General features: G+C 70.3%; 21 protein-coding genes. 17 read left to right on the forward strand and 4 right to left on the reverse strand.

Going from position 1 to position 20237, the window contains the following annotated elements:
* Positions 1-114: 114 nt before the first annotated feature.
* The 3 genes from L3Q67_RS24060 to L3Q67_RS24070 are packed head-to-tail and all read left to right on the forward strand — an operon-like array spanning position 115 to position 3271.
* Positions 115-1269, forward strand: a complete 1155-nt coding sequence (locus L3Q67_RS24060; RefSeq protein WP_499183730.1) for a PP2C family protein-serine/threonine phosphatase — start codon at positions 115-117, stop codon at positions 1267-1269.
* On the forward strand, positions 1266-2837 hold the full coding sequence (locus L3Q67_RS24065; protein ID WP_499183731.1) for a sensor histidine kinase: 1572 nt from the start codon (positions 1266-1268) through the stop codon (positions 2835-2837). The genes L3Q67_RS24060 and L3Q67_RS24065 overlap by 4 nt, the downstream gene beginning before the upstream one ends.
* On the forward strand, positions 2834-3271 hold the full coding sequence (locus L3Q67_RS24070) for a response regulator (protein WP_499183732.1): 438 nt from the start codon (positions 2834-2836) through the stop codon (positions 3269-3271). The genes L3Q67_RS24065 and L3Q67_RS24070 overlap by 4 nt, the downstream gene beginning before the upstream one ends.
* Before the next feature lie 45 nt (positions 3272-3316).
* Here L3Q67_RS24070 and L3Q67_RS24075 read toward each other — a convergent pair whose 3' ends face one another.
* A complete protein-coding gene (locus tag L3Q67_RS24075) occupies positions 3317-4195 on the reverse strand; it encodes a LysR family transcriptional regulator (protein WP_499183733.1) in 879 nt (292 codons plus the stop codon).
* Between the two features lie 79 nt (positions 4196-4274).
* Between L3Q67_RS24075 and L3Q67_RS24080 the strand changes: the two genes are divergently transcribed.
* Together L3Q67_RS24080 and L3Q67_RS24085 are read left to right on the forward strand one after the other, a co-directional pair.
* Positions 4275-5156 (forward strand): EamA/DMT transporter family protein, encoded by an 882-nt coding sequence (locus L3Q67_RS24080; RefSeq protein ID WP_499183734.1) that lies wholly within the window; start codon positions 4275-4277, stop codon positions 5154-5156.
* Positions 5153-5776 carry an NAD(P)-dependent oxidoreductase gene (locus L3Q67_RS24085; protein WP_499183735.1) on the forward strand — a complete coding sequence of 208 codons (624 nt, stop codon included), beginning with the start codon at positions 5153-5155 and terminating at the stop codon, positions 5774-5776. The genes L3Q67_RS24080 and L3Q67_RS24085 overlap by 4 nt, the downstream gene beginning before the upstream one ends.
* Here the strand turns inward: L3Q67_RS24085 and L3Q67_RS24090 are convergent.
* Positions 5770-6252 carry a MarR family winged helix-turn-helix transcriptional regulator gene (locus tag L3Q67_RS24090; protein ID WP_499183736.1) on the reverse strand — a complete coding sequence of 161 codons (483 nt, stop codon included), beginning with the start codon at positions 6250-6252 and terminating at the stop codon, positions 5770-5772. The genes L3Q67_RS24085 and L3Q67_RS24090 overlap by 7 nt on opposite strands.
* A gap of 54 nt (positions 6253-6306) precedes the next feature.
* Here L3Q67_RS24090 and L3Q67_RS24095 point away from each other — a divergent pair, with 54 nt between their 5' ends.
* The 9 genes from L3Q67_RS24095 to L3Q67_RS24135 all read left to right on the forward strand — a co-directional run bounded on the left by L3Q67_RS24095 (position 6307) and on the right by L3Q67_RS24135 (position 14854).
* Positions 6307-6762, forward strand: coding sequence for a PNPOx family protein (locus L3Q67_RS24095; RefSeq protein WP_499183737.1), 456 nt, complete (start codon positions 6307-6309; stop codon positions 6760-6762).
* A gap of 32 nt (positions 6763-6794) precedes the next feature.
* Positions 6795-7349, forward strand: coding sequence for a cysteine hydrolase family protein (locus L3Q67_RS24100; RefSeq protein ID WP_499183738.1), 555 nt, complete (start codon positions 6795-6797; stop codon positions 7347-7349).
* 769 nt (positions 7350-8118) lie between these two features.
* Positions 8119-10629, forward strand: coding sequence for a sensor histidine kinase (locus L3Q67_RS24105; protein ID WP_499183739.1), 2511 nt, complete (start codon positions 8119-8121; stop codon positions 10627-10629).
* A gap of 52 nt (positions 10630-10681) precedes the next feature.
* Positions 10682-11107 (forward strand): roadblock/LC7 domain-containing protein, encoded by a 426-nt coding sequence (locus tag L3Q67_RS24110; RefSeq protein WP_209668578.1) that lies wholly within the window; start codon positions 10682-10684, stop codon positions 11105-11107.
* Positions 11104-11475 (forward strand): DUF742 domain-containing protein, encoded by a 372-nt coding sequence (locus L3Q67_RS24115; protein WP_499183740.1) that lies wholly within the window; start codon positions 11104-11106, stop codon positions 11473-11475. The genes L3Q67_RS24110 and L3Q67_RS24115 overlap by 4 nt, the downstream gene beginning before the upstream one ends.
* Positions 11456-12046, forward strand: a complete 591-nt coding sequence (locus tag L3Q67_RS24120) for a GTP-binding protein (protein ID WP_499183741.1) — start codon at positions 11456-11458, stop codon at positions 12044-12046. Before L3Q67_RS24115 ends, L3Q67_RS24120 begins: the two co-directional genes overlap by 20 nt.
* A gap of 171 nt (positions 12047-12217) precedes the next feature.
* Complete coding sequence (locus L3Q67_RS24125) at positions 12218-13342, forward strand: hypothetical protein (RefSeq protein WP_499183742.1); 1125 nt, start codon at positions 12218-12220, stop codon at positions 13340-13342.
* Positions 13343-13400: 58 nt separating this feature from the next.
* A complete protein-coding gene (locus L3Q67_RS24130) occupies positions 13401-14033 on the forward strand; it encodes a hypothetical protein (protein ID WP_499183743.1) in 633 nt (210 codons plus the stop codon).
* Positions 14030-14854, forward strand: coding sequence for a hypothetical protein (locus L3Q67_RS24135; protein WP_499183744.1), 825 nt, complete (start codon positions 14030-14032; stop codon positions 14852-14854). The genes L3Q67_RS24130 and L3Q67_RS24135 overlap by 4 nt, the downstream gene beginning before the upstream one ends.
* On the opposite strand, the gene L3Q67_RS24140 is transcribed toward L3Q67_RS24135, so the two are convergent.
* Together L3Q67_RS24140 and L3Q67_RS24145 are read right to left on the reverse strand one after the other, a co-directional pair.
* Positions 14841-15614: a pectate lyase gene (locus L3Q67_RS24140; RefSeq protein ID WP_499183745.1), complete on the reverse strand. Its 774-nt coding sequence runs from the start codon at positions 15612-15614 to the stop codon at positions 14841-14843. The two genes, L3Q67_RS24135 and L3Q67_RS24140, sit on opposite strands and share 14 nt — an antisense overlap.
* Positions 15615-15676: 62 nt before the next feature.
* Positions 15677-17098 (reverse strand): Nramp family divalent metal transporter, encoded by a 1422-nt coding sequence (locus tag L3Q67_RS24145; RefSeq protein WP_499183746.1) that lies wholly within the window; start codon positions 17096-17098, stop codon positions 15677-15679.
* Positions 17099-17320: 222 nt separating this feature from the next.
* Between L3Q67_RS24145 and L3Q67_RS24150 the strand changes: the two genes are divergently transcribed.
* The 3 genes from L3Q67_RS24150 (at position 17321) to L3Q67_RS24160 (ending at position 20148) form a co-directional block, all read left to right on the forward strand.
* On the forward strand, positions 17321-17686 hold the full coding sequence (locus tag L3Q67_RS24150; protein WP_499183747.1) for a hypothetical protein: 366 nt from the start codon (positions 17321-17323) through the stop codon (positions 17684-17686).
* Positions 17683-19239 carry a multicopper oxidase family protein gene (locus L3Q67_RS24155; protein ID WP_499183748.1) on the forward strand — a complete coding sequence of 519 codons (1557 nt, stop codon included), beginning with the start codon at positions 17683-17685 and terminating at the stop codon, positions 19237-19239. The genes L3Q67_RS24150 and L3Q67_RS24155 overlap by 4 nt, the downstream gene beginning before the upstream one ends.
* A gap of 177 nt (positions 19240-19416) precedes the next feature.
* Positions 19417-20148 (forward strand): ATP-binding protein, encoded by a 732-nt coding sequence (locus L3Q67_RS24160; RefSeq protein ID WP_499183749.1) that lies wholly within the window; start codon positions 19417-19419, stop codon positions 20146-20148.
* Positions 20149-20237: the final 89 nt, after the last annotated feature.

Below are 20237 nucleotides of genomic sequence, written 5' to 3' on the forward strand. Positions count from 1 at the left end.
GCCCGCCCGGCGCGGGCGGCGAACGGTGGATACGGCGGATTCGGAGGGTGGATGGGCTCGGCTCACTCGCCTGAACAGGCAGGTCCACTGCCGCGGCTGTCCGTGGGTTACCGGATGAGCGTGCTGTTGATCGAAGACGACGACGGCGACGCGCTGCTGGTGGAGGAGATGCTCGCCGACGCGCTGGAGCCGACCACCCTGCAACGGGTGGTCACCCTCGCCGAGGCGCTGGCCACCCCGATCCGCGCGGACTGCGTGCTGCTCGACCTCGCCCTGCCCGACGCGATGGGCCTCGACTCGGTGGCCCGGATCCGCCGGGCCGCGCCCGGCACCGCGGTGGTGGTGCTGACCGGCCGCGCCGACGAGCGCACCGGCCAGGCCGCGGTCGCCGCCGGTGCCCAGGACTACCTGGTCAAGAACCAGGTCGACGGGCCCCTGCTGAGCAAGGCGCTGCGGTACGCCTGGGAGCGCAAGCGCGCCGAGCAGGTCGAACAGTCCCTTCGCGAACAGCAGTTGCTGGCCAGCGAGTACACGCGCCTGGAGCGCGGCCTGCTGCCCACCCCGCTGCTGGCCTCCGACGAACTCTCGCTGGTCGCCCGCTACCGGCCCGGCCGGGACGGCGCACTGCTCGGCGGCGACTTCTACGACGCGGTCGAACTGACCGACGGCACCCTGCACGTGCTCATCGGCGACGTCTCCGGCCACGGCCCCGACGAGGCGGCGCTCGGTGTCGCGCTGCGCATCGCCTGGCGTTCACTGGTGCTCGCCGGGCTCCCGCAGGACGAGGTGCTGGCCACCGTCCAGCAGGTGCTGATGCACGAACGGATCCACAACCACTTCGCCACCGTGTGCGCGCTTTCGGTGGCCCCGGACCGCCGGTCGGTGCGGATGCGCCTCGCCGGTCACCCGCCCCCGCTGCTGCTCAGCGGCGCCGGCGCGGACCTGCTGCCGGTCGACCGGCTCGGCGTACCGCTCGGCGTGCTGCCCGACGCCCGCTGGGAAGCCGCCGAGATCGACCTCGAACCCGGCTGGACCCTGTTGCTGTGCACCGACGGCATCTTCGAGGGCCGCAGCGGGAACGGGGTGGAACTGCTCGGGCAGGAGGACATGACCGCGCTGTTCGTCGACCTGCTCCGCGCGCGGCCGGACTGGCGGGACGACCCGGCCGAGGTGCTCGACACGTTGATCGCCGAGGTCGAAAGCCGCAACAGCGGCCCGCTCGACGACGACGTGGCGGTGGTGCTGCTCACCCACCAGGAGGCGGCATGAGCACGGAAACCACGGAACAACTGCGCCGCCGGGCCGCGACCAGCTGGCCGATCCGCCGCTGGCTGACCCTGCTGGCCTCGATCACCACCGCTCTGCTGGTCGGCGTGATCGTCGCCGGGGTCCTGGCGCTGGGCAACCTGGACCAGGCCCGCGTCCGCCTGGTCGACGAGATCGACCCGGGGCTGACCGGGGCGCAGATGCTGACCTCGGCCCTGCTGAACCAGGAGACCGGCGTCCGGGGCTACCTGCTCACCGGCGACCGGCGCTTCTACGCGCCCTACACGCAGGGCCAGGCCGAGCAGGCGCGTGCGGTGACGCAGCTGCGCGACGCCGGTGCCCAGCCCGGCACGGTGGCCGGCGCGGACCTCGACGCCGTGCTGGAGCGGGCGGGGGAGTGGCAGCGGATGGCCGAGTCCTGGACCGCGCCCGGCGCCCCGCAGATCGGCGCGCAGCAGGTGGAGCTGAGCAAGGCCTACTTCGACGGCGTCCGCCAGGTCCTCGACGTGCAGCGCGGCCACTACACCACCGCGCGGGCCGAGGCACGGGCCGATCTGAACACCACGGCCACCTTCCTGCAGTCGGTGCTGGCCGTGGTGGCGGTCCTGCTGATCGCCCTGTTCACCGCGCTCTACCTGGGTTTCCGCCGGGCGATCGCGCGCCCGCTGCAGACGCTGGCCACCGAGGTCAGGGCGGTCACCGAGGACGACCTGCACCGCCAGGTCAGCGTCAGCGGGCCGCGTGAACTGGTCCAGCTGGGCGCCGACGTGGAGGACATGCGCCGGCGGATCGTCGCCGAACTGGCCGAGCTGCAGCGCGCCAGGGACGAGCTGCAGCGGTCCAATTCGGACCTCGAGCAGTTCGCCTACGTCGCCTCGCACGACCTGCAGGAGCCGCTGCGCAAGGTGGCCAGCTTCTGCCAGCTGCTGCAGCGCCGCTACCAGGGGCAGCTCGACGAGCGCGGCGACCAGTACATCGAGTTCGCGGTGGACGGCGCGCGCCGGATGCAGGCGCTGATCAACGACCTGCTGGCGTTCTCCAGGGTCGGCCGCAAAACCGGTGAGAGCGCCGAGATCGACGCCGAGAAGCTGGTCAAGCAGGCGGTGCGCAACCTGGAGACGGTCGTCGAGGAGACCGGCGCGACGATCACCCACGGCGAGCTGCCGGTGGTGCACGGCGAGACCAGCCTGCTCACCGGGGTCTTCCAGAACCTGCTCAGCAACGCGCTGAAGTTCCGCGGCGAGCAGCCGCCGGAGATCCGGATCGAGGCAGAGCGGACCGGGGACGACTGGACGTTCTCGGTCACCGACAACGGGATCGGCATCGAACCGGAGTACGCCGACCGGATCTTCGCGATCTTCCAGCGGCTGCACCCGAAGAGCGCCTACCCGGGCACCGGCATCGGGCTGGCGATGTGCCGCAAGATCGTCGATCACCACGGTGGCCGCATCTGGCTGGACACCGAGGCGCCCGCCGGGCACACCCGCTTCCGCTTCACCCTGCCGGTCGAACCGGTCCCGGCACCCGGGGAAGAGCCCGCGGCGACGACCGCAGAAAGTGAGACACCGTGACCGAATCACTGGCGCCGATCGACATCCTGCTGGTCGAGGACGACCCCGGCGATGTGCTGATGACGCAGGAAGCCTTCGAGCACCACAAGATCCGCAACACGCTGCACGTGGTCAGCGACGGGGTCGAGGCGCTGGACTTCCTGCGCCGCACCGGCACCCACCCCGACGCCCCGCGTCCCGGCCTGATCCTGCTCGACCTCAACCTGCCGAAGAAGGACGGGCGCGAGGTGCTCGCCGAGATCAAGGCCCAGCCGGAACTGCGCAGCATCCCGGTGGTGGTGCTGACCACTTCCGAGGCCGAAGAGGACATCCTGCGCAGCTACGACCTGCACGCCAACGCCTACGTCACCAAGCCGGTCGACTTCGAGCGCTTCGTCGAGGTCGTCCGCCAAATCGACGACTTCTTCGTCACCGTGGTGAAGCTGCCGCGCTAGGTTCCTCCCGCACCCGCTGTCCGTGTCGTCCCTGGGTCGCCGGCCTCATGCAGGGGAATCGCCGAGCGCTTCCAGGAAGGCGCTCGCCGCCGGGCTGAGGCCGGATCGGCTCCACACCAGGTATTCGACACGGCCTGGGGCGTCGCGCACCGGAATGGTCGCGACTCCGGCGAGCTGGGCCGCGTAGGCCGGGGGCAGCATGCACACCGCCAGGCCCTGGCGGATGATCTTGGCCATGAAGTCCGGCGCGGCCGTGACCTCGAAGGCGACTTCGCGGACCAGTCCGGCCGCGGCGAAGGCCTGGTCGGACTGCAGGCGGCCCGCCGTCCCGGCCGGGAAGTCCACGAAGGTCTCCTCGGTCAGGCGGCGCAGGTCCACTTCGGACTCGCCGGCGAGCGGGTGGTCCGGCGAGGTCACGGCGACGAGGCGGTCCCTGGCCAGTTCACGGGCGTGCACACCCTCCGGCCGGGCGGTGGTGGGCAGCCCGAGGAAGGCGATCTCGATGACGCCCTCCTTCACCTGCTCGACGAGTTCTTCGCTGGCACCGGACCGCAGGCCGACGCGCACCTGCGGGTAGCGCTGGTGGAACTCGTGCAGTGCCAGGGGGATGTCCACCGCGGCGACGGTGGGGATGGCGCCGACCGTCAGCCGCCCGCGCACTTCGCCGATGGCCGCGGCGACTTCGGCGACCGCGCGTTCGGCGGCGTCGAGGCACTGCCGCGCGGCGGGCAGGAACGCCGCCCCGGCCGCGGTCAACCGCACGCGGCGGCTCGTGCGGTCGAACAACTTCGCGCCCAGTTCCCGTTCCAGGCGGGCGATCTGGTGGCTGAGCGCGGACTGCGCGACGAAGCAGCGCTCGGCGCCGCGGGTGAAGCTGTTCGTCTCGGCGACGGCGACCACGTACCTCAGGTGCTGGAGTTCCACGGATCTATCTTGGTTCACGATCGATCCGTTGACAAACATGTATTGGACTCATGGTTGCTGGTCAGCCGACACTGATCCGGTGACTACTTGGACATCCACCAGCACGTTCTCCCGCACGGCGGCGACCGCCTTCGCTCCCGCGGTCTGGGGCACCACCTATGTCGTCACCACGGAACTGCTGCCCAGCGGCCACCCGTTGTTCGCGAGCCTGATGCGCGCGCTGCCCGCCGGGCTGATCGCGCTGGCCATCGCCCGGACGCTGCCGCGCGGTGAATGGTGGTGGCGGGCGGCGGTGCTCGGAGTGCTCAACATGGGCTTGTTCTTCCCGTTGCTCTTCCTCGCCGCGGAACGATTACCCGGCGGCGTCGCGGCCACCCTCGGTGCGGCGCAACCACTCGTGGTCGCGGCGCTGGCGGTCGGGGTGCTGCACGAGCGCCCGTCCGCGGTCAGGTTCGCCTGGGGACTGGCCGGGGTGGCCGGGGTCGGCATGGTGGTGCTCGGCCCCGCCGCGGGGTTCGACCTGGTCGGCGTGCTCGCCGGGCTCACCGGGGCGCTCGGCATGGCGCTCGGCGTCACGCTGACCAAGCGCTGGGGCAGGCCCACCGGGGTCGGCCCGGCCACGCTCGCGGGCTGGCAACTGACCGCGGGCGGGGTGTTCCTGGTGCCCGTCACGTTGGTCTTCGAAGGCGCGCCACCGGTGATCGACCTGCCCGCGGTGGCCGGGTACCTCTGGCTCGGACTGGTCGGCGGCCTGCTGGCGTACGTGCTGTGGTTCCGCGGCATCGGCCTGCTGCCGGTCACCTCGGTCGCGGTGCTGGGCCTGCTCTCCCCGATGGTCGCCGCGGTGCTCGGCGTGCTCGTGCTCGGCCAGGACCTCGGTCCGGTGCAACTCGCCGGCTTCGCGCTGGCACTCGCCGCGATGGTGGCGGGGCAACTCCCCGCAGGAAGGATCGTCCGATGAAGATCGCCGTTGTCGGTGCGGCGGGCATGGCCGGTTCGCGGGTCGTCGCGGAGGCGGTGCGGCGCGGGCACGAGGTGACCGCGGTCCACCGCGGAACGGTGCCGCCGTTGCCTTCCGGGGTGCTGCCGGTGCGGGCGGACGCCGTCGACCGCGACCGGATCACCGGGTTGTTCCGTGCGGTGGACGCGGTCGTCGGGGCGACCCGCCCGCGCGAAGGGCACGAGGACACGGTCGGTCCCACCACCATCGCGTTGCTCGACGCCGCCGTGGCCGCGGGCAGGCGCATCCTGTTCGTCGGCGGTGCGGGTCCACTGAGGACAGATACGGACGGGCTCGTGGTCGACGATCCGCGGTACGTCCCGGCGCGGTACCGGACCATCGCCGCCGCGAGCGTCGCGCAACTCCGGGTCTGCGAGGCGCATGCGGCCGACTGGGTCTACCTGAGCCCGCCCGCGTTGCTCGAACCCGGTTCGCGCCTGGGCGTGTATCGCCGTGGTGGCACCGTCCTCGTCACCGCGCCGGACGGCTCGTCCCGCATCTCCGCCGAAGACCTCGCTGTCGCGGTGCTCGACGAACTCGAGGAACCGGGGAACGAACGGCACTTCGGCGTCGGTTACTGAGCTCCCGGCCAGATGCCGTCGAACTGGGCGTGGACCGGTGGTTCGCCACCGGCGGCGGCGAAGGCGGTCAGCGCGTCGACCAGGCCCTGGCGGTGGGTGGCGGGCATCTCGGCGACGATCTCCGCGATCTCCGCCCGGCGGCGGGCGGTGACCCGGCGGACCACCCGGGTGCCGGACGCGGTCAGCGAGAGCACGATTTCGCGGCGCGACTCCGGGCTCGTCCGCCGGTCCACCATGCCGGCCGTGACCAGCCGGTTGACCATGCGGTTGGCGGTCGACGGGTTCACCCCGAGGTGCTCGGCGAGCGTGGCGTGCTTGAGCGGGCCGCGGGTGTCCAGCACCACCAGGAGGCGGAACTGGGGCAGCGTGACGGCTTCGTCGATGGCGGCCAGTGAGCGCACGGAGACCGCGACCAGCAGGCGGGACGCGGTCAGCACGGCATCGGTGACGGCGTCGGCCGCCGGTGGACTCCCCATGGTGTCCAGTTTGTCGGGAAAGCGTTGCACAGTGCAACTGTGTACCGTGGCGGGGTGACCCTGACCGCCCGGCCGCCTCGTGGCCTTCTGCGAGCCCTGCTCCGCGCGCCCCTGCTCGCTTACCGGGCGCACCTGGGTTTCCTCTTCGGGCACCGCCTGGTGCACCTGGTCCACATCGGACGGAAGTCGGGGCGGCTGCGGGAAGTGGTGCTGGAGGTCGTCCGGTACGGGCCGGGGGAGATCGTGGTCGTCGCGGGCTGGGGTGCGCGGGCGGACTGGCTGCGCAACCTGCGCGTCGCCCCGGCCTACCTGATCGAGAGCGGGCGAACCCGCTGGCCTGCCCCGCGGCACCGCTACCTCGACGCGGACGAAACGCTGCGGTTGCTGGTGGACTACCGGGCGCGGCACCCGCGGGCGTGGCGGCGCCTGGCGCCGACGCTCGGCATGCCCGCGGACCCGCGGGATGCCGAAGGTCCGCTGCCGCAAGCGGTCGCCTTCGGTCCTGGGTGAGGATTGTCGGTGGGCGGGGCTAGGGTCGGCGCATGACCACACTCTCGAACCGCCCGAACACCGCGCTCGTGGTGATCGACGTGCAGAACGTCGTCGTGGCGAAGGCGCACGAGCGCGATGCCGTCGTGGCGAACATCGGCGAGCTGGTCGAGCGGGCGCGGGCCGCGCGGGTGCCCGTCGTCTGGGTGCAGCACTCCGATGAGGAGATCGAGCGGGGCAGCGAGGGCTGGCGGATCGTGCCGGAGCTGGTGCCGGGGGAGCGGGAGCCGGTGGTGCAGAAGCACTACCCCGATTCGTTCGAAGAGACCGAGCTGGAGACCGTGCTGGGAGGCCTGCGTGCCGGACACCTCGTGGTCGCGGGCGCTTCGACCGATGTCTGCATCCGGTCCACGCTGCACGGCGCCGTCGTCCGGGGTTATGACGCCACCCTCGTCGCCGATGGTCACACCACGGAAGACCTGACCGCGTACGGCGCCCCGCCGCCGGCGCAGGTCATCGCCCACACGAACCTGTACTGGGGCTACCACGCCGCTCCGGGTCGTAAGGCTGCTGCTGTGGCCGCGAAGGAGATCACCTTCGCCTCCTGACTCCTGCCGCTCGGCTTCCGCTTGCCGGGGTCCATCCCGGTTGTCCCGCTGAGCGCCGGGATGCCTGCCCTTCGGCTACGCGCGGCTTCGGGCTGCCTGCCGCCTCGGCTGCCTCAATGCGGAACTCGGCCGCGCGAACGTGGGTTTCGGCTGCGCGAACGCGGGGTTCGGGTGCGTGAGCGCGGGACTCGCCTGCACGAGTGTGGGTCTCGCTTGCGGGAGTGCGGAACTCGCCTGCGCGAACGTGGGGTTCAGCTGCCTGGGTGCGGGACTCGTCTGCGGGAGTGCGGGTCTCGGCTGCACGAGTGTGGGGTTCGGCTGCGCGAACGTGGGGTTCGGGTGTCTGAGCGTGGGGTTCGGGTGTGGGGGTCGGGGGCTGAACGTGGGGATCTGTTTATGGGGCTTACCGGATGGGGGTGGTGGGGGATTCAAGGGGTCGGGAAACTGCTGGTATCTGCCGATTTGCGCAATGTTCAACGAGGGTTGGTGGTACGGGGACATGGCGGCGAGGCTGGGGAGAAAGTGGTCTGAAACACCTTGACATTCACCCACTCGGCCCAGTCATTTTCGGGGTGGTTGCCATCCGGCGCCGTAACCTCGGGAAATGGGTGTGAGGGCGGCATGGCGCTCGGTGATCATGGGTGGACCTGGGGAAGGTCTCCCGTCGCACGGTGGAGGCGCATGAACACGCCGGGGTGATTCATGGTAAAAAACGGACCCTGTCTGTTCCGCGGTAGTCGACTGTCATTTCAGGAGTTCGTGAATCCCCGTGCAGAGCAAAGAAGAGTCCGACAAACCGTATGACAAGTCGATCCGGAAAAGGCTGACCAGGACCGTTCTCATTCCGAGCGTCACCCTGCTGGTCCTCTGGACCGCGGTGTCCTCGTACTTCTTCATCAACGGTCTTTACGTCCGCCTGGTCGCGGCGTCGGTGCGCGAGGTGTCCATCCCCGCGGCCACCACGCTCGCCGCGGTCCAGAAGGAACGCCAGACCGCGCTGCAGTACCTGGACGACCCGGTGGTGGGCCAGACCCGGCTGCTGGAGCAGCAGAAGGCCACCGACGAGAAGCTCGTGGTGCTGCAGGCCGCGTTCGCGTCGACGATCTCCAGCGCCCCGGACGAGGTCGCGGCCAAGGTCAACGCGCTGAAGGGCCAGTTCGACCAGCTGCCCGTGCTGCGCTCGCAGATCAACTTCCGCAGCATCGACCGCGCGCAGGTCAACGACTACTACAACGGCGTGCTGGACTCCGCGTCGAACCTGTTCGACACCCAGGCCCGGATCGTGCCGGACGCCGAGGCCGCGCACGGCGGTGTCACGGCGACCACGGTCTTCCGCGCCAGCGACCTGATGTCGCGGGAGACCTCGCTCGTCTCCACCGCGTTCGCCGCCGGTTCCTTCGCGCCGGACGACTTCGTCCAGTTCACCCGGCTGTCCGGTTCGTACCGGATGCAGCTCGCCCAGGTCGAGCCCTTCCTCGACCCCGAGGTCCGCGGCAAGTACCAGGCGCTGGTCACGAGCCCGGCGTGGAAGCAGCTCATCGAAGCGGAGGATGCGCTGGTCAAGCGCGGTCCGTGGGCCGGATCCGGGCAGAACACCGTGCCGGTGACCGAAAGCGACTGGCAGAGCGCGACCGAGCAGGTCGCCCAGCGCCTCAACGACCTCGCCATCGAACAGGCCGACAAGGTCTCCGGTGCGGCGATCGACTCCGGTGACGCCCAGCTGCGCAACGCGATCATCGGCAGTGTCCTGGCGCTGTTCGCCTCGCTCGCGGCGATCATCGTCGCGGTGCGGGTGTCCCGCTCGCTCGTCGACCGCGCGCTGATGACGCGCCTCGCGCGGCTGCGCAACGACTCGCTCGACCTCGCCCGCAACCGCCTGCCCCGCATCGTGGAGCGGCTGAAGAACGGCGAACCCGTCGACGTCGAGCAGGAGCTGCCGCAGCTCGACCACGGCCGGGACGAGATCGGCCAGGTGGCCGAGGCGTTCAACGCCGCGCAGCTCACCGCCGTCAACGCCGCGGCCAGCGAGGCGAAGGCACGCAGCGGTGTGCACAACGTGTTCCTCGGCATCGCCCACCGCAACCAGGTCCTGGTCCACCAGCAGCTGCAGATCCTCGACGAGATGGAAAACCGCGAGGAGAACTCGACGCAGCTGGCCTCGCTGTTCCAGCTCGACCACCTCGCCGCCCGCGCCCGCCGCACCACCGAGAACCTGATCATCCTCGGCGGCAAGCAGCCCGGCAGGCGCTGGCGCAAGCCCGTGGCGCTGATGGAGGTGCTGCGCGCGGCGGTCTCGGAAACCGAGCAGTACTCCCGGGTCCAGGTCGAGCAGGTGGCCGACGTGGCCATCATCGGCGCCGCGGTGGCCGACACCATCCACCTGATCGCCGAGCTGGTCGACAACGCGACCTCGTTCTCACCGCCCGGTTCGCCGGTCGAGGTGACCAGCCGCGTGGTCGCCCGCGGCGTCGTGGTCGACGTGTCGGACCAGGGCCTCGGCATGAAGGAAAGCGTTCGCCAGTGGGCCAACGAGATGATGGCGGAGGCACCCGAGTTCGACGCGATGGCGCTGCGCGCGGACTCCAGCCTCGGCCTGTTCGTGGTCGCGCGCCTGGCCGCCAAGCTCGGCATCACCGTCACCTTCGACCCGTCGCGCTACGGCGGCCTGCGCGCCACCGTGCTCATCCCGACCCAGTACCTGGCAGGCAAGCAGGACGCCGACCAGAACGGGGAGGGCGAGGCCGCCGCGCTCCAGCACGCCCCGGTGCTTGCGCAGGTGGGCGCTTCGTCTTCGCACGCAGGGTCCTCACACACGACGGCCTCGCACGCGACGTCTTCGCACGCAGGGTCCTCACACGCGGCGTCCTCACACACGACGGCCTCGCACGCGACGGAAACCCACGTCCCCGCCCCGTCCAAGCCGGCGGTGCCGCCCGCCGACCCGCCCAGCTCGTTCACCGGTCAGATCCCCATGAAGCGAGATGCCAAGCCGCGGCCGTACCCGGCCCGCGCGCTCACCCCACCCGATTCCCTGTTCACCCCGCCACCGGCGGCGGAGGCACCCCGTGCCGCCGCCCCGCCCGAGCCACCACCCGGGCAGCCGGACGACCGGCCGCGGCTGCCGCGGCGTGAACCCCAGCAGAACCTCGTCGCCCAGCTCGAGGACGAGCCCGCCGAGGACGGCCGGAACGACGTTGTTCCGGGGGAAAGCACCGCGCGTTCGCTGGCGGCGTTCCACAAGGGAACCCGCCGCGGCCGCGACGTGGCCGACGACCAGTAGTCCCCGACAGCACACGGCAACGTCCACTTGAGGAAAGTCAAGGTCTATCCGCATGAACGAGTACGGGAACGGCAAACCCGATCTCAACTGGCTGCTCGACGACGTGGTGAACCGCGTCGTCGGCGCGCAGAACGCCATCGTGCTGTCCGCCGACGGGCTGTTGATCGGCAAGTCGGCCGGGATGAGCAAGGACGACTCGGACCAGCTTTCGGCCATCGCGTCCAGCCTCCAGAGCCTGGCCAAGGGGGTGAGCAGGCAGTTCGCCCGCGGCGCGGTGCTGCAGAACATGATCGAGATGGAGCTGGGCTACCTCTTCGTCTCGGCGGCGGGCCAGGGCGCCTGCCTCGCCGTGCTGGCCGGGGAGAACGTGGACGTCGAGATGATCGCCTACGAGATGAACCGGCTGGTCAAGCGCGTCGGTGACTACCTGGCGGCCGCGCCGCGCGAAACCGCGCACGCGTTCCGGGAGGGTACGTGAGCGAGGGCGAAAGCTGGTACGACGAGGCCGCGGGGCCGCTGGTCCGGCCGTACACGATCACCAGCGGCCGGACCCCCGACGAGAACGGCAGGCTCGACCTCTCCACCCAGGTGATGACCCTGCGCACGGAGCAGGAACCGGCCGGGCTGGGCCCGGAGCACCAGGAGATCCTGCGCCTGTGCCGCCATCCGGTGTCACTGGCCGAGATCGCGGTCTACGTCAAGGTCCCGCTCGGGGTCGTGCGCGTGCTCTGCGGCGACCTGATCGAACGCGGCCTGGTGATCATGCGGGCCCCCACCCATAACGCGGCGCAGGCGCCGAACCTCGAAACACTCCAGGCGGTTCTCGATGGCCTCATCAAATACTGACAACGCCGGGGATTCGGTCCCCACCCCGGTCAAGATCATCATCGCCGGCGGGTTCGGGGCGGGGAAGACCACGATGGTCGGCTCGGTCAGCGAAATCCCGCCGCTGACCACCGAGGAGGTGCTGACCGAGGCGAGCGCGGGCGTGGACGACCTGTCCGGTGTGGAGCGCAAGCACACCACCACCGTCGCGCTCGACTTCGGCCGGATCTCCATCTCGCCGCGCCACGTGCTGTACCTGTTCGGCACGCCGGGGCAGTCGCGCTTCTGGTTCATGTGGGACGACCTGGCGCGCGGCGCGATCGGCACCATCGTGCTCGTCGACACCCGGCGGCTGGAGACCAGCTTCGCCGCCATCGACTTCTTCGAGCGGCGGAAGATCCCGTTCATCGTGGCGGTGAACTGCTTCGACAACGCCCCGCGCTACACCGCCGAGGAGATCCGTGAGGCAGTGGTCGTACCGGACCGCGTGCCGATCGTCATGTGTGACGCACGCGACCGCGACTCCAGCAAGCTCGCGCTCATCCGCCTGGTCAAGCACGCGATGACCGCGGCGGTGCCCGCCTCGGTCTGACCTGCGGCGCAACGGTTTCCGCGGCACCGGCAGCCGTCCCCCGGCTGCCGGTGACGGTGGGTGCCCGGCTTCCCCGGGTCGAGTCTTGATCAACCCACATGGCCCAATTGACTAGTCCACCCGGGTTCAGGAATACAGTTGAACTCTCACCTAAGTGCTAGCATCGGCCGCGTGATCACTGGCTCTCCGTGGATGTCCGATCAGGTAAGGGAAAACGGGAGCTATCCCTCGAACGACCAGCTGTTCGGCGAGTTCCTGTGTGGACTGTGGGCCACCGCCTGCACCGCGCTCGGCGTACCGGCGGCGGAGACCGCCCGGAGCGCGGCCGTGCTCCGTGAGTCGCTGCCCGGCTGGGCGGACAAGCGCATCGGTTTCGCCCCTGAACCGCCGTCCTACGTTGCGGGGGACGGGTTTCCGGCCGAGATGTCGGTGAACTGGTCCGGAACGCACCCTGAACTGCGGGTGCTGTTCGACTGCCTCGGCGACGAGGCATGGTTCCGCCGGGAGCTGATTTCCGTTGCGGGGTCGCAGGTGTCACTGTCCGGTTCGTCGGCGGTGAACCGCCGGTGGGGGCGGATCCACGACGTCTTCACCACGCACGCAGGCCGTCCGTCGTCCGCGCCGCTGTGGCATTCGCTCGCCTGGCGTCCGCCCGCGCCGATCGTCCACAAGACATACTTCGGCCTGTACACCTGGCCGCACGAGGAACGCTATGCCGCGGTGGACGCGGCCATGCGCCAGCTGGGTATGGCGGCCGCGTGGGAGCACGCCCGTGCGCGGGTGGAAGGCGCCGAGGGGCAGCGCGAGATCGAGTTCTTCGCCGTGGACCTGGCCGACGGCGCCGACGCCAGGGTGAAGCTGTACTACCGCAACCACAACGCCGACCTCGCCGAGGTGAACCGCGTCGCTTCGGTGGCGCGGCGCCATGATCCGGCGAGCGCGCTGGCCGCCTACCGTACGCTCGCCGGCGTGCGGACCGATGCGGGCGAAGCGGCGTTGAGCTGCCTGGCTTTCCGTGCTGGTCTGGACCAACCGGACGAATGCACCACCTATCTCCGGATGGCCGACCTGGCCGCCGACGACCGCGAAGCCGCGGACCGCACCGCCGCGCTGCTTCGCCGTGAGGGCGTGGATCCGGCCGGGTTCCGGGCGCTGACCAGCGCGTTGGCGGCCGGGCCGCTGGAGGGCAGCCGGGGGCTGCTGGAACTGGTGAGCTACCGGGCCGCCGGCAGGCGGGCCGACGTCACCACCTACTTCCGGTTCCCCGTCTACGACCGGCCCGTTCCCGGCCGTTGATCCTGAGCCGCTTCCACGGAAAGATGATCTCGCGCACCGCCACCAGAAGGAGCCGATCGTGAGCCAGGACGTCGATCGCATCGCCCGTTACAACGAGCAGCGGCAACAGGAATACGCGGCCTCGCCGCTGATCCGCCTGCTGGCCGACGAGAACACCCCCGAGTCGACCAAACGGGCCGTGCTGACCTACCTGCAGCCGTGGTCCAACGCCTTCCAGCGGATGATCAGCGCCCGGGTCACCTTCGAGACCGACCCGGAGCAGCGGGCCCTCGCTTTGGAGCACCAGCAGGAAGAAGTCGGCCACGACGCCATCCTGGCCAGGACCCGCGCCGAGGACACGCGCGTGGTCTGGGACCCGGTCATCGAAGCCGGTGCCTCGTGGTTCGTCGACCAGTTCGCCGTGCTGCCGAGCATCCAGCGCACCGTGCTCGCGCACCTCGCGCTCGAGGCGGGAAGCCTGGTGCTGAGCCAGGCGGGCACCCGCGCGTTCCCCGACGACCCGTACTTCGAACTGCACGACGAAGCCGATGTCGAGCACCTCGAAATGGGGTACCGGGTGCTGCGCCGGCGCAGCGACTGGAACGCCGAAGACCTGATCGCCGTGCTGGACCGCGCGTGGCAGGTCATCGGCGTGGTGTCCGATCGCATCGCCGAATGCGCCCGGCAGGACAGCGGTCTCGTCGCCGTATGACCACCCCGGAACAGGCGGCGAGGGCCGTCGCGCTGGAAAGCGCCCGTGCCTACGCCGAAACCTTCGACGGACGGCTGGCTGCCGCCTACCTGCTCGGCAGCCTGTCGTACGGCGGTTATTCCGCGGCCGTCAGCGACATCGACCTCGCCCTCGTCCTCACCGACAGCCGGGAGGGTGACGCGACGGCCTTCCAGGCCACGAGCGAGTCCCTGCGTGAGCGAGGAGCCTTGCAGCGCAAGGTTTCCGTGTTCTGGGGTTCGCTGCCGGCGTTGCGCGGGGGTCGCGACGACGGCCGGTTCCCCGCCATCGACCGGCTGGAGCTGGCCGTCCACAGTGAACTCCTGTTCGGCGAAGATGTCGCCGCACAGGTGGCACGACCCTCCACAGAGGAGGTACTGCTGGAGGGCGCCGAGTTCGCCGTCGGCGTGCTGGCGACGGACGAGGTGGTCGCGGAGTTCCACGAGCCGCGCCGGTTGCTGAAGGACCTCGTGTGGTTCACCAAAGCCGTGTTGTTCCCGGTGCGTTTCCTTTACACGAACCGGGAAACCACCGGCCGTGCCGCCCGCAACGACGAGGCGATCGCCTGGTACCTCGCCCAGCCGGAGGCGCCCGCGGCGGCGCTGGTCCGGCTGGCCGAGCAGGTCCGGGCGGGACACCCGCTGGACCCCGCCGAGGCGGATCCCTTGCTGGCGGCGGGTTTGCTCCCGCTCTACCGGTACTACATCGACGACCAGGTGCCCCGGCTGCGTGAAGCCGGAGCACCCGCCGAACTCGTCACCGCGTTCGTCCGGTGGCGCGAACGCCTCGCTACTCGTAGTTGAGGTCGTCGGGGGAGTAGAGGCAGTGGGTGCTGTCCGGCCCGCTGCCCACCTCCTCCGGCTCGTCGCCGTCGTCGTTGCCGAGGTACTTCTGGCAGATCACCATGTCCCGCCCGGGATCGCCGACGATGGTGATGTCGTCGAACCGGGCGGTGTCGCCGTAGTTCGTGTTGACCCCGGCGATCCGGTTGCCCGGCCGCGTCAGCGTGAGGTCGCGGAACACCACGTCGCGCTGGTACTGGGTCGAGCAGTTGCCGCAGGACCGGTAGAACGTGCTGAAGCCGCTCGCCTGGAAGCCCTGCACGGTGAGCGTGCCGGAACCGTTGTGCTGGAACACCTTGTCGCTCGCCGACCGGGCGCCGCCGCCGTCGACCAGGAAGGCGGGGTCACCGCTGCCGCGGAAGGTGGCCGCGTCCTCGCCCACGTCCTCCCACCACACGTTGCGCAGCGTGCACGCGCCCGAGCAGTGCACGCCGTCCCCGGCGGGACCGCCGATGATCACGTTCTGCAGCGTCGCGCCCGGCGCGAGCAGGAACATCGGGTCCTGGTCCTCTTCCTGGCCGCCGTCGCCGATGCAGCAGTACCGGCGCATACCGCCGTCGAGGCCACTGGACGGCACCGAGATCGTGCCGTCCACGCTGACCTGCCCGGTGGGGGCCGGCCAGGTGGGCGCGGCTCCCGCCGTGGCCACCGGCCACAGGAGACCGGTGGTCAGAAAGATGCCGGTGAACAGTGCTGTCAGTTTCTTTCCGAATCCTCGCACGGGATCAGACTAGGAAGACCGGCGTGGACGATGGTGGACGGTGTGTGGACTTTCCCGCGCGCTCAGAACAACTTGCCGACCTGTTCGATGATGGTCAGCACGCTCAGCACCCCGAACAACGCCACCGACCAGCCGAGCACCGCGGTGCGCCCGGCGCGGATGCGGATCGGCTCCGGCAGCACCCTGCGGTTGAGCACGATGAGCAGTCCGGAGTAGAGGAACATCATCAGCCCGCCCACGCAGGCGGAGATCACCAGCAGGATCAGCGGCTGCGCGAACCCGGCCAGCACGATCACGCACCCCGCGAGCACCAGCACCCACACCACGGCGAAGTAGAGCGTGCTTTCCTTGGCGTCCTTGACATACGCGGTCTTGAGCACGTCCGCGGTGAGCCGGCTCGAATAGTCCACGATGCCCAGTGCCGCGGCGAACAACGCGAACGCGCCGACCACCCAGAACAGCGTGCCGAACCAGGCGCCGACGGTCTCCTTCAGCACCTCGCCCTCGATCCGCAGGAACCCGATGTTGTTCGGCAGGCCCGGCCTGCCGTAGACGGTCGAGTAGGCCAGCAGCGAGGTGAACATGATCGACAGGAAGGTGATCAGCACGAAGGTGTAGAGCTGCTCGCGGTTGGCGAACCGCCACCACGAGCGCCACCGCGACAGGTTCTCGTCGGTCGGCTCGAAGATGAACCCGGTGCTCGGCGCGGCCTCCGGCTTGCCGGTGACCGGGCTCTTGATGCGCGGCACGTACTTGCCCATGCCGAAGCCCTTGTCGCGGATCCAGTTGCTCTGCACCAGGTTCTGCCCGCCACCGGCGCCGGCGAAGGCGAGCGCGCCCATCAGGAACGCCAGCCCGAGGTCGACCGGCACGCTCGCGTCGGTGATGATCTTGGGCACGTCCGCCCAGGCGCTCGCGGTGATCGCGACCACCGCGCCGACCGCGAGCAGCACGAGCACCGCCGCGACCTTCAGCATCTCCGCGCGCTCCAGCGCCACGTAGACGACCGGGGCCAGGGTGAGGATCAGGCCGATGGCCAGCAGCAGCCCGACCGAGATCCACTGGACGCTCCCGCCCCACAGGTAGGTGATCAGCGTCGCCGAACTGGTCGCCCAGCCGGGCCACAGGTTCGCGAGCATGGTGAGGATGGCGAACACCAGGCCCCAGTGCCGCCAGTAGCGGCTGAAGCCGGTGAGCGCGGTCTCCCCGGTGGCGAGGGTGTACCGCTCGATCTCCATGTTCAGGAAGAACTGCGTGGCCAGGCCGACCAGCGCGGCCCAGACGAACACCAGCCCGACCTGGGAGGCGATGTAGGGGAAGAGGATGAACTCGCCGGAAGCCAGTCCGACGCCCGCGGCGACGATGCCCGGCCCGATGATCCGCCAGGTGGAGGCGGGTGGCGCCGGAAGCGGTCTGATCTCGGGCGGTGCCAGGTGCCTGCTCCGGGGGAACCGGGCGGTCACGTCGTTGTGTTGCCTGGTCATCGGGTGATCCCTTCGCCGGAACAAGGAGATCTTGGAGGGAGATCGTACTAGGGAACCCACCCGGATGGGGGAGGAATTTCCCGGCGTGCACCGGCCCGGCTACCGGCCGCGAGCAGGCCGATTCATAGCGCTGACGTCATGGGTTTATGGCGAATCTGGTCTTGGACGGCATGGAAACCCGGCCCTAACTTCGAGGGGGAAGCGAACGGGAAAGGACTGGGGATGAGTGCGGTGCTGGGGGTGGTGCGCGGGTTCGTCACGGTGCACGCCGTGGCGGTGTTCGGGCAGCCGGTGTTCGCCGGTGGTTATCTCGTCGGCGACTACGACATGCTGGCGCTGCACGCGCTCGGCGCCGATCTGGTGTCCTACCTCGGATTGGCGCAACTGGTGCCGGCCGCGCTGCTGTGGCGGCGTACCGGGACGCGCTGGCCGTTCTGGGCGAGCCTGCTGCTCGTCCTCGGGGAGACCGGGCAGTACTTCGCCGGTCTGGCCGGGGCGCTGGACCTGCACCTCCCGCTGGGCGTCGCGCTGGTCACGCTGGCCTCGATCATGCTGGTCGCCATCTGGCGGACCGGGGCGCGGCAGTGAGCGCGCTGTCCCGGCGCCGGTTCCTCGGCCTGACCGGCGGTGCGGGTGTGCTGCTCGCCGCCGGGCTCACCGGGCCGCGGCTGTTCGGTTCCGCCGCCACGGGTGAACTGCTGACGAGTGAAATCCCGTTGCCTGAGCCGTTCCAGGTGCCGTTGCCGATTCCCGCCGTGCTGGAACCGGTCGCGCGGGACGCGGACGCCGATCGCTACGAGATCGTCCAGCGACCGGCCATCGTGGAGATCCTGCCGGGCGTGCGCACGCCGATCTGGGGCTACCAGGGCACCTTCCCGGGCCCCACCCTCGAATCCCGCAGCGGCCGCACGACGATCGTGCGGCATCGCAACGAACTCCCGGTGCCGACCGTGGTGCACCTGCACGGTGGTCGCACGCCGCCGGAGCACGACGGGTACGCCACGGACCTGGTGCTGCCCGCAGGCGGCCGGTACACCGCCCACGCGGGGATGCACGACCCGGACGCGCGGATCAGCCACGGCGAGCGGGACTACGTGTATCCGTTGCAGCAGAAGGCATCTCTGCTTTGGTACCACGACCACCGGATGGACTTCACCGGTCCGGCGGTCTACCGCGGCCTGGCCGGGTTGCACGTGGTGCGCGACGACGAAGAGGACGCGCTGCCCTTGCCGCGCGGTGACCGGGAACTGCCGCTGGTGCTCACCGATCGGGCGTTCGCGGCGGACGGTTCCCTGCGCTACCCGTCGGTCGACCAGTCGCTGAGTTCGGTGCCCGGGGTCGAAGAGCCCTACATCGAGGGCGTGTTCGGGGACGTGCTCCTGGTGAACGGCGCGCCGTGGCCGGTGGCGGAGGTGTCCGCGACCAGGCACCGGCTGCGGGTGCTCAACGCCTCCAACGCCCGCCGCTACGACCTCGCGCTCGACCCGCCGCCGCCCGGGGGCGGGGCGTTCACGCAGATCGGCTCGGATCAGGGGCTGCTCGCCGCGCCGGTGGTGCACGACCACGTGCCGATCGCCCCGGCCGAGCGGTACGACCTGGTCGTCGACTTCGGCCGCTACCCGGTGGGCACCGAGCTCACCCTGGTCAACCGGCTCGGCACCGGGCCGATGGCGCACGTGATGCGGTTCCGGATCGCCCGCAGCGGTGTCGAGGACAGCCACATCCCGGACCGGCTCGGCGAAATCGAGCCGCTGGACCGCGCGCGGGCGACCGTGGTCCGGGACTTTTCGTTCCGCGGCGGGAAAGTCGGCGGCAGGCACGGCTGGACCATCGGCGGTCAGCCCTACTCGCCGACCCGCATGGACGCGCGGCCCCGGCTCGGCGACGTGGAGATCTGGCGTTTCGTGGCGGATCTGCACCACCCGATCCACCTGCACCTGGTGCACTTCCACGTGCTTTCCCGCGGTGGACGCGAGCCGGGACCCCACGACGCGGGCCGCAAGGACACCGTCGACCTCCGGCCCGGCGAGGCGGTCGAGGTGATCGCGCGGTTCGACGGCTACCGCGGCCGGTACGCGTTCCACTGCCACAACGCCGAACACGAGGACATGGGCATGATGGCCAACTTCGAGACGACGTGACCCCGGTCATGCCCGGCCGTCCGCACCCGTTCCGGCGGGTGCCGGGGCGTACGGTGGTAAGTGGTAGCCGACCACAATGGGCGAATTTCTGCTTTGCCGGACGGGAGTTGTCGGATCAACCGAACCGGCGGTGACGAGCACCTGCGCCTCGACCTCGAAGAGCGCGCCGGTTGCCGCGTGATCCACGTTTCCGGGGACCTCGGGGTCCGCGAGTACCCGAAGCTCCGTGACACGCTCCTGAAGTGCGCGGTCGAGCAGCCTTCGGCGGTGATCGTGGTCGTCGACGAACTCGATGTGACGGACAAGAACCTGCTCAGTGTGTTCTCCCAGGTGGACAATCGGCTTTCCGACTGGCCGGGGGTGCCGCTCTTCCTCGTCGCGCGGCGCGAAGCGGCTCGCCGGATGCTGGTGGACGCCGTGGTGCCCCGGTTCGTCCCGGTCTTCCCGTCGATCGGCGACGCGGTGCGCGGTGTGGCGACCCAGCCCCGGCGGCGGCACGCGAAGATCACCCTGCCGCGGTCGTCGGACACTTCCCGGCACGCCAGGCAGTTCACCACGCAGGTCTGCCACCACTGGCTGCCGGACAGCCCGATCCTGACCGACGCGCTGCTGGTGGTGAACGCACTGGTGGAAAACGCCGTCGTGCACACCGATTCGGAGCCGGTCCTGCGACTGGAACTGCGGTCGCGTCACTTCAGCATCGCGGTCGGCGACCTCTCACCCGTGCCGGCCCGGCTGCGGGAAGGTGCGGCCGGCGAGATCGGCGGGGTCGGCCTGCTGATGGTCGCCCAGGTGACCAAGGCATGGGGCTGCACCCCGGCGATGTCGGGCGGCAAAGTGGTGTGGGGCGTACTGGCCACCGGTTCCCGCGTGAGAACAGCCGAATTCGTCGTCCACTCCGGTCACTGAGGCGTGTTCCGCCCGGATTGACGAGGCGGGTGATCGGCGGTTAGCGTCCGCCGGGACCTTGGACGCCACGGATCACGCGGGTGCGCCCG

The organism is Saccharothrix sp. AJ9571 (assembly GCF_021725495.1).
Taxonomy (GTDB): Bacteria; Actinomycetota; Actinomycetes; order Mycobacteriales; family Pseudonocardiaceae; genus Amycolatopsis; species Amycolatopsis magusensis.

Bases quoted from the DNA above. Each gene is read 5' to 3' on its own strand.
- L3Q67_RS24060 (WP_499183730.1), top strand. From the start codon at position 115: ATGAGCGTGCTGTTGATCGAAGACGACGACGGCGACGCGCTGCTGGTG.
- L3Q67_RS24065 (WP_499183731.1), top strand. From the start codon at position 1,266: ATGAGCACGGAAACCACGGAACAACTGCGCCGCCGGGCCGCGACCAGC.
- L3Q67_RS24085 (WP_499183735.1), top strand. From the start codon at position 5,153: ATGAAGATCGCCGTTGTCGGTGCGGCGGGCATGGCCGGTTCGCGGGTC.
- L3Q67_RS24090 (WP_499183736.1), bottom strand. From the start codon at position 6,252: ATGGGGAGTCCACCGGCGGCCGACGCCGTCACCGATGCCGTGCTGACC.
- L3Q67_RS24100 (WP_499183738.1), top strand. From the start codon at position 6,795: ATGACCACACTCTCGAACCGCCCGAACACCGCGCTCGTGGTGATCGAC.
- L3Q67_RS24110 (WP_209668578.1), top strand. From the start codon at position 10,682: ATGAACGAGTACGGGAACGGCAAACCCGATCTCAACTGGCTGCTCGAC.
- L3Q67_RS24120 (WP_499183741.1), top strand. From the start codon at position 11,456: ATGGCCTCATCAAATACTGACAACGCCGGGGATTCGGTCCCCACCCCG.
- L3Q67_RS24135 (WP_499183744.1), top strand. From the start codon at position 14,030: ATGACCACCCCGGAACAGGCGGCGAGGGCCGTCGCGCTGGAAAGCGCC.
- L3Q67_RS24145 (WP_499183746.1), bottom strand. From the start codon at position 17,098: ATGACCAGGCAACACAACGACGTGACCGCCCGGTTCCCCCGGAGCAGG.
- L3Q67_RS24150 (WP_499183747.1), top strand. From the start codon at position 17,321: ATGAGTGCGGTGCTGGGGGTGGTGCGCGGGTTCGTCACGGTGCACGCC.